The 15,887-nt window shown below is 64.0% G+C and carries 11 protein-coding genes; 2 read left to right on the top strand and 9 right to left on the bottom strand.

Features of this window, described 5'->3' with window-relative positions; translation table 11 throughout:
* Positions 1-17 precede the first annotated feature (17 nt).
* From BMI01S_RS10130 to apbC, 4 genes are all read right to left on the bottom strand, one after another.
* Complete coding sequence (locus BMI01S_RS10130) at positions 18-2,297, bottom strand: arginine/lysine/ornithine decarboxylase (protein ID WP_028230579.1); 2,280 nt, start codon at positions 2,295-2,297, stop codon at positions 18-20.
* Between the two features lie 87 nt (positions 2,298-2,384).
* Positions 2,385-2,954: a dCTP deaminase gene (gene dcd, locus BMI01S_RS10125; protein ID WP_028210539.1), complete on the bottom strand. Its 570-nt coding sequence runs from the start codon at positions 2,952-2,954 to the stop codon at positions 2,385-2,387.
* Positions 2,955-3,249: 295 nt separating this feature from the next.
* Entirely contained in the window at positions 3,250-3,813 is a 564-nt protein-coding gene (locus BMI01S_RS10120; RefSeq protein ID WP_028210540.1) for a superoxide dismutase family protein, read from the bottom strand.
* A gap of 145 nt (positions 3,814-3,958) precedes the next feature.
* Positions 3,959-5,047, bottom strand: a complete 1,089-nt coding sequence (gene apbC, locus BMI01S_RS10115; protein ID WP_028210541.1) for an iron-sulfur cluster carrier protein ApbC — start codon at positions 5,045-5,047, stop codon at positions 3,959-3,961.
* 319 nt (positions 5,048-5,366) lie between these two features.
* Here apbC and BMI01S_RS10110 point away from each other — a divergent pair, with 319 nt between their 5' ends.
* Together BMI01S_RS10110 and metG are read left to right on the top strand one after the other, a co-directional pair.
* Complete coding sequence (locus tag BMI01S_RS10110) at positions 5,367-6,017, top strand: OmpA family protein (RefSeq protein ID WP_028210542.1); 651 nt, start codon at positions 5,367-5,369, stop codon at positions 6,015-6,017.
* A gap of 454 nt (positions 6,018-6,471) precedes the next feature.
* Positions 6,472-8,631: a methionine--tRNA ligase gene (gene metG / locus BMI01S_RS10105; protein WP_028230578.1), complete on the top strand. Its 2,160-nt coding sequence runs from the start codon at positions 6,472-6,474 to the stop codon at positions 8,629-8,631.
* Positions 8,632-8,805: 174 nt separating this feature from the next.
* Here metG and BMI01S_RS10100 read toward each other — a convergent pair whose 3' ends face one another.
* The 5 genes from BMI01S_RS10100 to BMI01S_RS10080 all read right to left on the bottom strand — a co-directional run bounded on the left by BMI01S_RS10100 (position 8,806) and on the right by BMI01S_RS10080 (position 15,430).
* Positions 8,806-9,726 (bottom strand): fimbrial biogenesis chaperone, encoded by a 921-nt coding sequence (locus BMI01S_RS10100; RefSeq protein WP_244145314.1) that lies wholly within the window; start codon positions 9,724-9,726, stop codon positions 8,806-8,808.
* On the bottom strand, positions 9,716-11,146 hold the full coding sequence (locus BMI01S_RS10095) for a fimbrial protein (protein ID WP_042289066.1): 1,431 nt from the start codon (positions 11,144-11,146) through the stop codon (positions 9,716-9,718). The genes BMI01S_RS10100 and BMI01S_RS10095 overlap by 11 nt, the downstream gene beginning before the upstream one ends.
* Positions 11,147-11,259: 113 nt before the next feature.
* On the bottom strand, positions 11,260-14,013 hold the full coding sequence (locus BMI01S_RS10090; RefSeq protein ID WP_244145313.1) for a fimbria/pilus outer membrane usher protein: 2,754 nt from the start codon (positions 14,011-14,013) through the stop codon (positions 11,260-11,262).
* Position 14,014: 1 nt separating this feature from the next.
* Positions 14,015-14,731 (bottom strand): fimbrial biogenesis chaperone, encoded by a 717-nt coding sequence (locus BMI01S_RS10085; protein WP_244884644.1) that lies wholly within the window; start codon positions 14,729-14,731, stop codon positions 14,015-14,017.
* 147 nt (positions 14,732-14,878) lie between these two features.
* A complete protein-coding gene (locus BMI01S_RS10080; protein WP_036044645.1) occupies positions 14,879-15,430 on the bottom strand; it encodes a fimbrial protein in 552 nt (183 codons plus the stop codon).
* Positions 15,431-15,887: the final 457 nt, after the last annotated feature.

The following is a 15,887-nucleotide window of genomic DNA, read 5'->3' as shown; positions in this document are numbered from 1 at the left end:
TCCTCTCCCTCGGGCGCTCAGTCGCGCACGCAATCCACGAAGTACTCGATGCGGCCGTTGATGGTCTCGCCCACGAGCCCGTGGATGTCGGTGTGGAAGCCCGGGAAGCGCTCGTTGAACTCGCGCGCGAACTTCAGGTAATTCACGATCGTCTTGTTGAAGCGCTCGCCCGGAATCAGCAGCGGAATGCCCGGGGGATACGGGGTGAGCAGGATCGACGTGACGCGGCCTTCCAGTTCGTCGACCGGCACGCGGTCGATCTCGCGGTGGGCGAGCTTCGCGAAGGCGTCGGAAGGCTTCATCGCGGGCTCCATGCTCGAGAGGTACATCTCGGTCGTGAGGCGCGCGATGTCGTTGGCGCGGTAGACGCTGTGGATCTGCTGGCACAGGTCGCGCAGGCCGACGCGCTCGTACATCGGATGCTGCGCGACGAACTCGGGCAGCACGCGCCAGAGCGGCTGGTTGTTGTCGTAGTCGTCCTTGAACTGCTGGAGTTCGGTGACCATCGAGTTCCAGCGACCCTTCGTGATGCCAATCGTGAACATGATGAAGAACGAGTACAGCCCCGTCTTCTCGACGATGATGCCGTGCTCGGCCAGGTACTTCGTGACGATCGCGGCCGGAATGCCCGTCTCGCCGAATTCGCCGTCCACGTCCAGACCCGGCGTGACGATGGTCGCCTTGATCGGATCGAGCATGTTGAAGTTCTCGGCCAGCGCGCCAAAGCCGTGCCAGTGGTCGTTCGGGCGCAGCATCCAGTCTTCGCGCGAGCCGATGCCTTCCTCGGCCAGGTCGTCCGGGCCCCAGACCTGGAAGAACCAGTCGGCGCCGTATTCGGCGTCTACCTTGCGCATCGCGCGGCGGAAGTCGAGCGCCTCGGCGATCGACTCTTCCACCAGCGCGGGGCCGCCGGGCGCTTCCATCATCGCGGCGGCCACGTCGCACGACGCGATGATCGCGTACTGCGGGCTCGTGGACGTGTGCATGAGGTACGCCTCGTTGAAGCGGTGACGGTCGAACGTGCTGTCCTCCGAGTCCTGCACCACGATCTGCGAGGCCTGCGAGATGCCGGCGAGCAGCTTGTGCGTCGAGTGCGTCGCGAACACCAGCGCCTTCGTGCGCGGACGGCCCGCGCCGATCGCATGCATGTCCTGATAGAACGCGTGGAATTCGGCGTGCGGCAGCCACGCTTCGTCGAAGTGCAGCGTGTCGAGCATGTCGCCGAGCAGGTCCTTGATCATCTCGACGTTGTAGATCACGCCGTCATAGGTGCTTTGCGTGATCGTGAGGATGCGCGGCTTGAGGTTCGGGTTCTTCTCGAGCGCTTCACGGGCGAACGGGTTCGCCTCGATCTTCTTGCGGATGTTTTCCGGCTTGAACTCGTCGCGCGGAATCGGGCCGATGATGCCGAAGTTGTTGCGCGTAGGCGTGAGGAACACGGGGATCGCGCCCGTCATCGTGATCGCGTGCAGGATCGACTTGTGGCAGTTGCGGTCCACGAGCACGATGTCGCCCGGCGCCACGGTGGCGTGCCAGACGATCTTGTTCGACGTGGAGGTGCCGTTGGTCACGAAGAACACGTGGTCCGCGCTGAAGATGCGCGCCGCGTTGCGCTCCGAGGCCGCGACCGGGCCCGTGTGGTCGAGCAGCTGGCCGAGTTCCTCGACCGCGTTGCAGACGTCCGCGCGCAGCATGTTCTCGCCGAAGAACTGGTGGAACATCTGCCCGAGCGGATTCTTCAGGAACGCCACGCCGCCCGAGTGGCCCGGGCAGTGCCACGAGTACGAGCCTTCGTCGGCGTACTTGACCAGCTCCTTGAAGAACGGCGGCGCCAGCGCGTCGAGATACACCCGCGCTTCGCGAATGACGTGGCGCGCCACGAACTCCGGCGTGTCCTCGAACATGTGGATGAAGCCGTGCAACTCGCGCAGGATGTCGTTGGGCAGATGGCGCGAGGTGCGGGTTTCGCCGTACAGGAAGATGGGGATGTCCGAGTTGCGCTTGCGCACCGCTTCCATGAACGCGCGCAGCGCGACGATGGCGGGCGCGTGCTCGGGCGCTTCCTCGTCGGAGCCTTCGACGTAGGGCAACAGCTCGTCGTCGTCGATCGAGAGGATGAAGCACGCCGCGCGGCTCGACTGCTGCGCGAACGACGTGAGGTCGCCGTAGCTCGTCAGCCCGAGGACTTCCGCGCCCTCTTTCTCGATGGCTTCGGCGAGTGCCCGGATGCCGGAACCCGAGATGTTCTCGGAGCGGAAATCTTCGTCGATGATGACGACGGGAAAACGAAACTTCATGGGCGATTCTCCAAAAGAAACGACCGCTGCATATGACGCGCAGCGGTCCCCGTATGTCGTTGTGTCCGGTGGCAGGGCCTGTGTGCGTCAGGTCTTCGGCAGGGTGACGCCGTGCTGGCCTTGATACTTGCCGCCGCGATCCGCGTAAGAGACCTCGCAGACCTCGTCGCTTTCGAAGAACAGCACCTGGGCAACACCCTCGTTCGCGTAGATTTTGGCAGGCAATGGTGTCGTATTCGAGAATTCGAGCGTCACATAGCCCTCCCACTCGGGCTCGAACGGCGTGACGTTCACGATGATCCCGCAGCGCGCGTAGGTGGACTTGCCCAGACACACGGTCAGGACGTTGCGCGGAATGCGGAAATACTCGACCGTGCGCGCGAGCGCGAACGAATTGGGCGGAATGATGCAGACATCGCCCTTGAAGTCGACGAACGACTTTTCGTCGAAGTTCTTCGGATCGACGATCGTGGAGTTGATGTTCGTGAAGATCTTGAATTCGTCGGCGCAGCGGATGTCGTAGCCGTAGCTCGACGTTCCGTAGCTCACGATCTTGCGGCCGTCCTCCGACATACGGACCTGATCGCGCACGAACGGCTCGATCATCTTCTGCTCTTCGGCCATGCGCCGGATCCACTTGTCGGACTTGATTGCCATGTTCGCTACGTACGAGGAAAAATCGGGTCGGGAAGGCATGCGGATGGCCCCATCGGGCACTCGCCGCGTGCGAAAGGCGCCTATTTTACGCGATGTGGATCGGCGTGCCGGGAACTGCGTTTGACGCTGCCGGGATGGATGCAGCCGGTGGCGCGGCCGTAGCGCGCAAACCCGCATGATTGCTGGCGCTCACGCGGCCTCGGTTGGTCTTCCGGTGGATTTCGGGTCGCCTGCTGGTCGCCTGGCGGTCGCCTTCCGGTGGCCCGGCGCGAGCCGATGTGGCATGGCGCCACGCTCACTGGGCGCGGATCAGCCCGCACGCGAGCGCCGGACCCGTACCGCGCTGCGGATACGCATAGGGGTCGATCGGATCGCGATGCACGATCACGGCGCGCTGCAGCACGGAGCGCACGCCGTCGAGCGAAACGTCGGGTGCGACGATAAAGCCGGTCGCCACGCCATTCGAATCCGCATGGATGTTGCCGAGGTCGCCCTCGACGCGCGCGCCCGGCTTCAGGCGCTCGGCGGCGGGGGCGAACACGGGGCCGGCGCTCGATGCATCGATGGCGTTGCAGTCGCCGCGTTCGTGCACCTGCAGTGCGTGATCGCTGTCGGGCGGCAGGCCCGCGAGGTTGTAGCTCACCTGCACGCCGTCCGAGTGCTCGACGAACGACACGGTGCCGCGCGCCTGGCTGCCGACCGTCGGCAACAGCTGCGCGCTCGCGCGCTTCTCCTGCTGGCCCATGAAGCTCGTGCAGCCCGCTAGCAGCATGCCGCCGCCGAGTGCCACGAGCGCCACGAGGGCCCTCACCCGTACGACGTGCGCGTTCCCCGCTTGCCTGTCGTGTCCTTTACCCATGCGATCCTCTTGCCGGCCGGCGGCAGCCCCGTTGCTCCCGCCACACCGGACCGATGAAGCCCACATGATACCGCGCACGCGCCGCGCCGCGCGCCTATCTGTCCCCATGCGCGGGAACCGGCCAGGCCTCTGGATGCGCAGGAATTCAGGTGTTCTGCACGACGATGGTCGGGAACTTCGAGGTCATGTCGCGGGCTCGCTCGGCGATCTGGATTGCCACGCGCCGCGCGATCGCGCGATAGATTTCCGCCACCGGCCCCTGCGGCGCGGCCACCACGGTGGGGTTGCCCGAATCGGCCTGCTCGCGAATGGCGATGTCGAGCGGAAGGCTGCCCAGCACTTCGACGCCGTACTCCTTCGCCATGCGCTCGCCGCCGCCCGCACCGAAGATATGTTCGGCGTGACCGCAGTTCGAGCAGATGTGCACGGCCATGTTCTCGACGATGCCGAGAATCGGAATGCCCACTTTCTCGAACATCTTGAGGCCCTTCTTCGCGTCGAGCAGCGCGATGTCCTGCGGCGTCGTGACGATCACGGCGCCGGTCACGGGCACGCGCTGCGAGAGCGTGAGCTGGATGTCGCCGGTGCCGGGCGGCATGTCCACCACGAGATAGTCGAGCTCGCGCCAGTTCGTCTGCCGCAGCAGTTGCTCGAGCGCGGAGGTGGCCATCGGGCCGCGCCAGACCATCGGATTATCCTGCTCGATCAGAAAGCCGATCGAGTTGGCCTGCACGCCGTGACCTTCGAGCGGATTCATCGACTGGCCGTCGGGCGACTCGGGGCGGCCCTCGATGCCGAGCATCATCGGCAACGAGGGGCCGTAAATGTCCGCGTCGAGCACGCCGACAGAAGCGCCTTCGGCCGCGAGCGCGAGCGCGAGGTTGACGGCGGTCGTGCTCTTGCCCACGCCGCCCTTGCCCGACGCCACCGCGACGATATTCTTGACGTTGGGCAGCAGCTTCACGCCGCGCTGCACCGTATGCGCGGTAATCTCACTGCGCACCGCGACGCGGCTTGCCTGCACGCCCGGCACGGCGGCGAGCGCCGCTTCGACCTGCTTGCGCACGGCGTCGAACTGGCTCTTCGCGGGATAGCCGAGCACGATCTCCACGCCGACCGTGTCGCCTTCGACGCTGACGTTGCGTACGCCCTTGGCCACCGTGTAGGGATGGCCCGTGTTCGGATCCGTCAAGGCCGCGAGCGCGGCGTCGATCAAAGCCCGGTCTATGCTCATTGAAACTCCGTGGGGAGAATGCCGGTTCGCGTAAGCGCTCATCGCAGCGAGGAGTGATCGCGTACGCGCCGGAAATCGAAAGAAATTGTTAAGCTGCATTGCGCAAATCCGGCCGGGAAGGCACGCTTCGCGGCAGCATCGTTTGCGCGCGCCAAAGGCGCTCTCAAGGCTGCTGGAATGCGGCCGCGAGAGCGCCTGGCGGCGCAATCCTCAAGGCGTCATTGTAGTAGCTGCCGCCGTGCGCGCATCGAAGACCCTGTTCGCAAGCGGGGCCGCGAACGCCACGGCCGGCCTGGTTCCACTCAAGAAAGGAAAGCAAATGAACACAAGAATCCTGACCCGCCTCTCCGTCTTCGCCGTTGCCGGCGCGCTCGTCGCCGGCTGCGCGACCCAGCAGGGCACCAATACGGCGCTCGGCACGGGTGTGGGCGCCGGTACGGGCGCCGCCATCGGCGCGATCTTCGGCGGCGGCAAGGGCGCGGCGATCGGCGCGGGCGCGGGTGCACTGGTCGGCGGCATCACGGGCTACAACTGGAACGCGATCCACAACAAGCTCTCGGGCGCGACCAAGGGCACCGGCACCCAGATCACCGAGCAGCCGGACGGCTCGCTCAAGCTCAACATCCCGAGCAACGTGACGTTCGACACCAGCAGCTATGCGATCAAGCCGTCGTTCGCGCCGGTGCTCGACGAGGTCGCGCAGACGCTCCAGCAGAACCCGGAAGTCGTCGCGCAGGTGGTAGGCCATACGGATAACACGGGCTCCTCCGCCTACAATCAAACGCTGTCGGTCAATCGCGCGCAGAGCGTCGTGAACTACCTCGCCTCGCGCGGCATTCAGATGCAGCGCATGGCGGCCGACGGCCGCGGCGACACGCAACCGGTCGCCGACAACAACACCGAGGCGGGCCGCGCCGCGAACCGCCGCGTCGAAATCTATCTGCGCGCCACGGCGCAGCATCAGGGCTGAGGCTGCCCGGCACAGCCGCTGGCTAGAGGCGACAGCTAAAGGCGACACATCGACGGGACGGCAGCGATGCCGTCCCGCTTGCATTGCGCATTCGGAGCGGCAGCAGGGCCGCTTCGGACCCGCTGCTGGACGGCCATCAACGCCTCGTCTGGAAACGCTGCCAGGGAATCGAAAAAATTTTCGAACTCTCCGGAAACCGCGCTGTCTTTGTTTACGGTACGTGTGCGGCAGCGCCGCCGCGTCACCATTCTCCTCTTGTCGTTGTTGCTCCGGGGCCATACTGCCCCGGTTTTTTTTTGGCCGCTTTTTGCAATGCGGCTTCTCCGTTGCTCCCGAGCGGGCGTGCTGTCTCTACCCAAATCGCATGCGAGCGCTCAGCCGCCGGCTGAACGGGGGTGCGTCTGCCCTGCTAAAATCGCCCTTTCCCCCTGCAACATCGGACTTCTCCTCATTTATGTCAGCACCCGCCACCGACCTCGCAGCAGCCGGCGCGCATGCCAATCAAAGTGGCCGCCGCCAGATTCTCGTCACGTCTGCTCTGCCCTATGCCAACGGGCAGATCCACATCGGCCATCTGGTCGAGTACATCCAGACGGACATCTGGGTTCGCGCGCTTCGAATGCATGGCCACGAGGTCTACTACGTCGGTGCCGACGACACGCACGGCACGCCCGTCATGCTGCGCGCCGAGAAGGAAGGCGTCACGCCGCAGCAGTTGATCGCGCGCGTATGGCAGGAGCACAAGCGCGACTTCGACAGTTTTGGCGTGTCGTTCGACAACTACTACTCGACGGACTCCGAAGAAAACCGCGTGCTCTCCGAGTCGGTGTATCTGGCGCTCAAGGAAGCCGGCCTGATCGACACGCGCGACATCGAGCAGGCCTACGACCCGGTCAAGAACATGTTCCTGCCGGATCGCTTCATCAAGGGCGAGTGCCCGAAGTGCGGCGCGAAGGACCAGTACGGTGACAGCTGCGAAGTGTGCGGCTCGACCTATGCGCCCACCGATCTGAAGAATCCGTACTCGGTGGTTTCGGGCGCCACGCCCATCCGCAAGACCTCGACGCACTACTTCTTCCGCCTCTCCGACCCGCGCTGCGAAGACTTCCTGCGCGGCTGGGTGAGCGGGCTCGCGCAGCCGGAAGCGACCAACAAGATGCGCGAGTGGCTCGGCGAGTCGGGCGAATCGAAACTCGCCGACTGGGACATCTCGCGCGACGCGCCGTACTTCGGCTTCGAAATTCCGGGCGCGCCGGGCAAGTACTTCTACGTGTGGCTCGACGCCCCGGTGGGCTATTACGCGAGCTTCAAGAACCTTTGCGAGAAGCGCGGCATCGACTTCGAGGCGTGGGTAAGGCCCGGCTCGAAGACCGAGCAGTACCACTTCATCGGCAAGGACATCCTGTACTTCCACACGCTGTTCTGGCCGGCCATGCTGCAGTTCTCGGGCCACCGCACGCCGACCAACGTGTTCGCGCACGGCTTCCTGACCGTGGACGGCGCGAAGATGTCGAAGTCGCGCGGCACGTTCATCACGGCGGAAAGCTACGTGAGCACGGGCCTGAACCCCGAGTGGCTGCGCTATTACTTCGCGGCAAAGCTCAACAGCACGATGGAAGACCTCGACCTGAACCTCGATGATTTCCAGGCGCGCGTGAACAGCGACCTCGTCGGCAAGTACATCAACATCGCGAGCCGCGCGGCGGGCTTCCTGATCAAGCGCTTCGACGGCCGCGTGCAGGACAGCGCGATGAATCATCCGCTGCTCGAGCAACTGCGCGCCGCGATTGCGCAGATCGCCGCGAACTACGAGGCGCGCGAATACGGCCGCGCGCTGCGCCATACGATGGAGCTTGCCGATGCGGTGAATGGCTACGTCGATACGGCCAAGCCGTGGGAACAGGCCAAGGATCCGGCCAACGCGGCGGCGCTGCACGAAACCTGCTCCGTGAGCCTCGAAGCGTTCCGCCTGCTCTCGCTCGCGCTGAAGCCGGTGCTGCCCACGCTCGCCGAAGGCGTCGAACAGTTCCTGGCGATCGAGCCGCTCACCTGGGCCGACGCCGGCAAGGCGCTCTCCTCGCAACGCCCGATCAACGCGTACAAGCACCTCATGACGCGCGTCGATCCGAAGCAGATCGAAGCGTTGCTGGCCGCGAACCGCGACTCGCTTCAGGCCACCGACGCGCCCGCCGCGGCAGCCGCCGATGCGAACAAGAAGTCGAAGGCCGTCAAGGAAGCGAAGAAGGCAGAGCCGCAAGTGCCTGGCGAGCCCGAAGTCATCTCCATTGACGACTTCGCGAAGATCGACCTGCGCGTGGCGCTGATCGTGGATTGCCATGTCGTCGAGGGCTCGGACAAGCTGCTGCAGCTCACGCTCGACGTGGGCGAAGGCCGCACGCGCAACGTGTTCTCGGGTATCCGCTCGGCCTACAAGCCGGAGGATCTCAAGGGCAAGCTCACCGTGATGGTCGCGAACCTGGCGCCGCGCAAGATGAAGTTCGGCCTGTCCGAAGGCATGGTGCTCGCGGCGTCGGCCCCCGACGAGAAGGCGGAACCGGGCCTTTACATTCTCGAGCCGCACTGCGGTGCAAAGCCGGGGATGCGAGTGCGGTAAAAGCGTAGCGAGTCTTTTCAGTTCAAGTCGTCGCAAGCGCTGCTTCGCGACTGTCGACTCAAAATGCCGCCCCACGGGGCGGCATTCGTTTACCAGGCACTCGCGTGCAACCGATACGTCATCTGCGGGGTGATGGAGGTATTGGTACTCTCCCCTTGACCCTGTGCCCCTCTGTCAGGGCGCGATCGTGGCCTTCACGCTTTCGACCATGGGGTTGCCGTCGTCGTCGATCAGCGAAAACAGGACTTCGGCCGTTTCGCCTGCCCCGGCGCCGAGCGGGTCGAGTTCGAGCGTCGAGCCGGAAAGCGGTGCCACCATGTCGGGTGTGATCTGCTGCGACCGGCCGCCGATCTTGACGAGAACAGCGTTGAAAGTTGCGTAGTAGGGCGTGGGGTTGTCGATCTTGAGCGTGAGCTTGCCCCCGGCATTCGCCAGCGAGAACGTGAGACGTTTTGGCAGCTCGCGCGCTCCGTACGGCAGTCCGGCCGGCCGCACGAAGACCTTGTACTGCGTGCGCATCGTGACCATCACGCTCTGTGCCTGGTCGGGCTGATTTTTCGGCACGCCCGGGATCTCATACAGGTTGAGCCAGAACAGCGACTCCCGGTCGGACGGCAGCTTCGCACCGGAATGAATGATCCGCAGGCTGGTCTGGTCCCCTGCGCCCATGCGAAAGATTGGCGGCAGCGTAACGAACGGTGCGGTTGATTCCTGGGGTACCGCTTCGATACGGCCATCGTCGATCCACGCCTGAACCAGTACGGGATATTTGTTGACATTGAAGAGCTGCACCGATTGCTCGGTGTCGCCGGCGGGGAATATCACGCGCGACGCCACGGGCGTCACGCCCGCATGAGCCGGCAGGCTCAGCGAGGCCGCGAGCAGTGCTGCATGTGCGAGTGCGAGGCCGGCGAGGCGAATGGAGTGCAGGACGTTCTGGGCGGGTAGCCAGCCCGTGAGAACGCGCAACGCCCTGGCGCGCCAACGTGCATGCACGCGCGCATGACCGGCGGACGGCCCCGAGCCGGATCCGCTGCGAACGGGAAAGCCGCTGGGCGCGGCAGCGCTTGCGCTACGGACGGATTTACTGGACACGGACGATGACCTGGGCTGTTGCGTTGTATCTGCCAGGCGTGACAGGCACTGCGCCCGGCGCAAATGCCTTGAACGTCGCATTGATCTGGCGCTGGTAGGACGTCACCCCTGCGCCCGGTGATCCGGTCGAGGTCGCGTCATTGAGCACCGGATCCCAGCCGTCTTTCGCGCCGCCCATCGTCACATACTGGTTCGTCAGAAAGTTCAGCGCACCGCCGCCGGGCCGCGTCAGCGCGACGCCGACACCGGTAGCGACCGTCGGATCGGTTCCATAGTTGTCCGAAAGCAGATAAGTCACGCCCGTGCCCGCGGTCGTGAGTCCTGCCGACACCGCGGCCTGGGCGTTGGCTGCCGGCGCGAGGATGCCGAGCGCAGTCTGGTCGGCTCCGGTGCCGCTCGCGAAGGCGTTCATGCCCGACGGCGTCGTGGACTGGCATTGCATCTGGATCGTGACGGGCAACTGGCGCGTGGTGCCCTTGTTCAGCTCGTCAACCGTGATCACCGGGAAAACGACGACCGGAGTCGCATTGGTCACGGCGCAGGTTGCCGTTCTCCTGATGTAGACCGTGTTATAGGGGTTGATTGCGCCCGGCCATCTGTCGTAAAACCCGTCGTACGCAACGTTGTGGTCGGCACCGGGCTTTACGTTGCCGCCAAAATTGGGCGCCACGAACGCCACGTAGCCTACCGGCTGCGTGTAGGCCCAGTAGCCGGGGTTGGCGCTGGTGTTGGCATAGTACCTGGTGCAGGTGCTGCACTGGAAGAATTCGAGCTTGTACTGGCTGAAGTTCTTCGCTTTCACGAGCAGCCAACCCTGGCTGTCCTTGTCAAGGTTTGTCAGTTGGCGCGCAGCCCAATAGCGGGAGACGTATTGTCCGGTCGTGATGTTGGTGATGCGCGAGATGAGTCCTTTGTAATAGGTGTAGTAGGTGCCGGGAATGCCTGAGTCTCCGCTCGCGTCCCGTTTCCCGGCATAGTCGTTGTCGCCGTTGGTCGAGAAGAACTCGTACAGGCCATTGGCCGTGGCGGCCTCGGGCGAGCAGCGCCACAGCACCTGTTCGGGACTGTAGCTGCCGACACCGTTGTATCCCATGTTGTAGACGGAAGAAACGCCGCTGCCAAGCAGCGTGCCGTCGGGCACGAAAGGCGGGGTGTTGACCGTGACGGTCATCGGGTAGGCGCCTCGCCCCGCCGTGTCGGCCGAGCCGAGCCAGTTGGTCGTGATCGTGCCAGGATCGGTGTAGTACGCGCTATTCACGTTCGTGGTGAGCCCCGTGATCTTGTAGCAACCCGTTGCCGTGGACACAGCCCATGACGACGTGGACAGGCCCACACCGAGACCGCAGGCGAGCAGTGACAACCAGGCGGTTCGGCGCGTTTTGAGCCTGCGTGCAAGAGAATTAATGAATCTGCGGGACATGGTTGGCATTCCTGATTGCGTGTCTGTTCTGTCGCATTCGCTGTTGATGACGGTCCGGTGGGACCGGCTGCCGGACGGTGCGTCCGGCTTCGCCCGGCCATGCTGGGCTTCGCTCACCGCTTCGCCGAGACCACGATGGGCGAACACTCGGCCTTCATGTTCACCAGGGGTGCCTTGGCATCCTGCCCGCTCAGGTCGTAAGGAATCGCACACTGGTTTTCCCGGCCCTCGCCCCATTTCACGGTGACGACGCCCTGCTCCGACGGCACGCGCGCATACACCTGCCCGCCCTGGCCGACCATCCCGATGGCAGTGCCATCGCTGGTCAGGACGTCGGCGCCGAGCGGCAACGGCTTGCCGTCTGGCAGCGTGGAGCGGATCAGCACCGCATGGCCGGTGAGGGTCGAGAAGCGCAGCAACACGGAAGAGCCAGGGTACGGCGCGACTCGCAACTGGTTGCCCGTCAGTTCCGCGCGCGTGCTGATGCCCTTGGTGTCGAGCGCCACGTCGTTGTACCGATAAGGTGTGAGCGACGGCACGATCGCATAGCCCCAGCGGTCCACCTGTGCGCCCTGGCCGTTGCGTACCGTCGCGCCTTCGGCTCCCTTGGCCTCGACGAGGCCAAAGGTGTCGGAGAGATAGGGGCCGAACGTCACGCCGCCGCTGTGCGCGACTGCCGCGCCGCGCGCCGTGGCGCCGGCCTGCCAGAAGCCGTTGCCCTGCGAGTAGCTCGCCCCCATGGTGATCATCGAGAGGTTCTTCTGGATGTTGCCGCTGATGCTGCGCTGACCGTCGCCGGTCTGGGCCGTGCCCGTGAGGCCGTAGCTGATCGTCTGGGCCTCATCGGCGATGCCGGAGACCGAGGCCTGATAGGTACTGCTCGAGTGCGAATCGAGCGTGACGCCGCCCGACACCGAGGCGGAGCGTGGCCCCGAGCCGAACGGAATCGACACGGTCGCCATGAACGTGTTCGAAGTCGGATACTGCCTGCCCGTTTGCGTATTGCCCGTGACGAAGCCTGGACCACTCGTCGTGTAGAGCGGCCCCGTGTGCTGCCGCACGAACGACAGGTTGTAACTCAGCGACTTGAAATGATTGTTGTAGCTGATCTGGAACTGCGTATCGCGGGACTTGGCTCCGTAGTAGTTGCTGACGCCGAGCGACAGTGACAGCGAGCCGTAGCTGTCAAGGTTCTGGTTCACGTTGACCGTGAACTGGTTGCGCTGCTGGTATGTGCTCGACGACCAGTTCTGGCCGCTTTTGTAGGCCGCGCGCGCGCCGAGCGCATCGACGAAATCGCGATAGCCGCTCGTCGAATAGCGGTAGCCGGCAAGCGCAAACGTGGTCTGGGTGGCCGCGATCGTGTGGCTATAGGTAATGGAACTGAGCCAGCCGTTCGTGTGGTGACCGGTCTGGTCGAGCGCGTTGGACCACGAGGCGTTCAAGCCGAACGCGCCGACAGGCGTGGCGAACACCGCGCCCGCGAGCAGCGACTGGTAGTCGCTGGACAGGCGGGTGGCGCTGTTGAGCGTGACGTGGTTTGTCAGGCCGCGTTCATAAGTCAGGTCGGCGAACGCGGCGTTCGCGCCCTGGACCTGGCGCACCTTGCCGAGCGTGGCGCTATAGTGCGACGACCCTGCGCGCCGCGAGTTCGGCACGGCCGAGAACGGCACGACGAAGCTGGACACCTGCCCGTTCGCTTCGAACACCTGAACGGTCAAGTCGCCCTGGAAGCTGGTCGGGCTGAGATCCGTGATCCTGAATGGGCCGGGTGCGACCGTGGTTTGATAGATCGTATTGCCGTTCTGGCTGACGACCACGCGCGCATTGGTATTCGCGATACCGGTGACGACCGGTGCATAGCCCTGCATCGAATCGGGCAGCGAGCGCTCGTCGGTTTCGATGTGAACGCCGGTATAGCCGACGGAACTCAGCAGGTTGCCGCTGGTGAAATTCTGTCCGACGACGAGTTGGCTGCCGATTTCCGGCAGGGGCCGCTCGGCGTAGGCACGGATGTTGTTCCAGCGCGAATAGCGGGTATTGCCTCCGTCGGTGAAGCTGTAGGCGGACTGCTGGTGCAGACGCCAAAGGCCGATGTTCACCCCGGCGTTCAGGCCGGCGTAGAAGGAGTTCGTCTTGAAGCCGAACGCCGACGACGTGTAGTAGTTGGTGTCGTAATTGACGTAGGCCATGGTCTGGCCGGCGTCGAGGCTTTTGATGTCGACGGATCCGCGCGGCGTGCTCTTCATCATCGCCTGGGGAACGCTGATGTCGAGACGCAGGCGCGACAGATCGAAGGTCGTGGACGCGCCTTCGACGCGCTTGCCCATAGGCAGACACGCTCCGGGCGTGTCGGTGCCGCCGGCCATGCCGCCCTCGCTGTCGGGCATCGGTGTTTCGGCTGGTGCCGCATCGACCGAGGCGTCGCCGGACTTGACGCCGGAAACCAGCACGCCGCTTTCGCGCAGGAACGAATCGCTCAGGCAGGGATAGACCTCCCCCTCCTGGTCCGCGCGAAACTCGACGGCCTTGCGCGAGATGAAGTTGCTGTTCAGGTAGACGTCCGCCTGATAACGGCCCGGGTCGACGACGCTCGCCTTGTTATAGCGTTCGATGTCGGCCACGCCCAGCGACGAGCCGAGCAGCAGCTTGCTGTCGAAGTTATAGGCCAGCGTGGTCGGCATGGCTGCGCCGGACTCTTTTTCGCTGGCGTCGACCGGCGCGGCGAGCACCGGCATGGCCGGCACCGCGAAGCCAAGCGCGAGGATGCTCAGCGATAGCCGGCAGGCCGGATGCGCGTCTTTTCTCGGGGCGAGTTTTCCCGCGCGGCGCGTATGGCGTGCCGCGGCATGTGCTGAACACGTCATCTTAGTTTTTTCCCGTCGTCGTAGAGGTGGCGGGATACTCGGCGTCGCGGATTGCGCCGTAGTCGTCGATGTATTTCACCTTCACGCGCACGGCGGTGCTGTCGTCGATGCGCGCGGATTCGAGCTTCCAGCTTTGCGCGGAATGCGGCCCGACCATGGACGGGGTGAAATTCGTGACATGCGAACCGCTCACGAGCTGGCCCTCGATGAGGGAGACGTAGTAGCCCGATGCGTTGTTCGCACTGACACGCCACTTGCCGGCTTCGCTCTCGAGGCGGAAGCTCAGCTGTTCGGGCGCCTTCTGCGCGCTGCCCTCGATACCGGTGGGGCGATAAAAGATCTTCAGCCGGTTACGCAACATGACCATCATCTGGTTCTGCCCGGCGTAAGCGCTGTTGAGCGACGGGATCTGGAGGGTGTTCAGATAGAACACGGATTCGCGATCCTGCGGCAGATCCTTGCCGGTGAATACGATGCGAACGGTCTGCCCGGCTTTCGGATTGATCCTGAAAACGGGGGGCGTGACGATAAAGGGGGCATCGGCGGTCTGGGGCACGGAGTCGGGATTCCCGGAGTCGACCCAGAGCTGCATGACGCTCGGCGATTCATCCTGATTGGTGAGCTGAACGGTCTGCTCACGCGCGTCGGAGGGGTAGATCACCCGGGTCGTGGACATGACGACGCTGGCCGACGCGCTTCCCAGTTGCGCCGCCAGCACCAGCGGTGCTACCACCTTGAACAATTTCGCGTTGAGCCCTGTCATGCCGATCTGCCTTCCTGGTATGAACGATTGAATATCCGGGCCTGGAGGTATCCAGGCCCGGTTTGAAGCGCTGGCCCTGAAGCTGAGGCAGGCGCTCAGGCCTTACTGGTAGCTGACTGCGTACTGCACGCTGCCGAGCACCGAACCGGCAGTGGCATTGCCCGTCGCGCTGTAGTAGCGAACGGCGAAGTCGTGCGTTGCCGCGGTTGCGCCAGCAGCGAGATTCAAACCCGCTGCGGCATAGCCCGTGGCGCCGGACAGGTTGAACGGCGTGGACGTAGCCGTGGGATCGAGCAGCTGCAGCGCGACGTTCGAGGCGGTGCCGGTGTTGCCGAGGTTGCCGTCGCCGTCGACCTGGTTGCCGACGAACACCGTCTTGATCGGCGTCGCGCTGGCTTGCGCCGTGCAGCCGGTGACGCCGACCGTGAAGGTGGTCATGCCGGCGGTGCTCCCCGTAGCAGCCAGAGCGGCGGTCGAGACGGTGGGCAGCAGAACCGTCGGGTTAGCTGTGTTGCCGTTGATCGTCACCGCGCAGGTCTGCGTCGTCACTTCGCCCTGGAAGTTGATGGTGTTTGCGCTGGCGGCGAATGCCATGGCCGGAGCGGTGGTGGCCGCAACGAAAGCGATCGCGGCAATTTTCTTGTTGAACAACATTTTTAGTTCCTTTCGGGTTGAAGAGGGTTTGTAATATCCCTGCAAGCTTCCTCTATAGATATCGGATATTTCCTATTTTTTGGATCGGGGCCAAGGAACAGGAATTTCCTGTTTTATTGGGGTGCAAGCGCAAGCTGCGGAATCGCACCCGTGAGCCGTATCAGGCGTGCACCGAATCTTGCGGTCATCTCATGGCACCCGACATGCTAAATTTGGGCGATCCATCCTCCATAGGAATAATCCGAAATCAACCCGATCTTATTTCCGCATTTAAATTCGTCCTATCAGACGAGTCAGAATTTGCGCTATTCCTTAATCTGACCCATCCGAGCCCGAGAATTCCTTAATGCGACTGCCGTGCGCCGGGAAAAGCCGCGTGTGCACAACAATAAGATCATTCACATTTAATTTATCCGGGTCGCAGGGATTTCCTAATGCCGTAGAGATGTATTAAGAA

This window comes from Paraburkholderia mimosarum LMG 23256 = NBRC 106338 (assembly GCF_000739815.1).
Lineage (GTDB): Bacteria > Pseudomonadota > Gammaproteobacteria > Burkholderiales > Burkholderiaceae > Paraburkholderia > Paraburkholderia mimosarum.
Note: the sequence above shows the minus strand (reverse complement) of the source record. Positions and strands in the feature narration are given on the sequence as shown.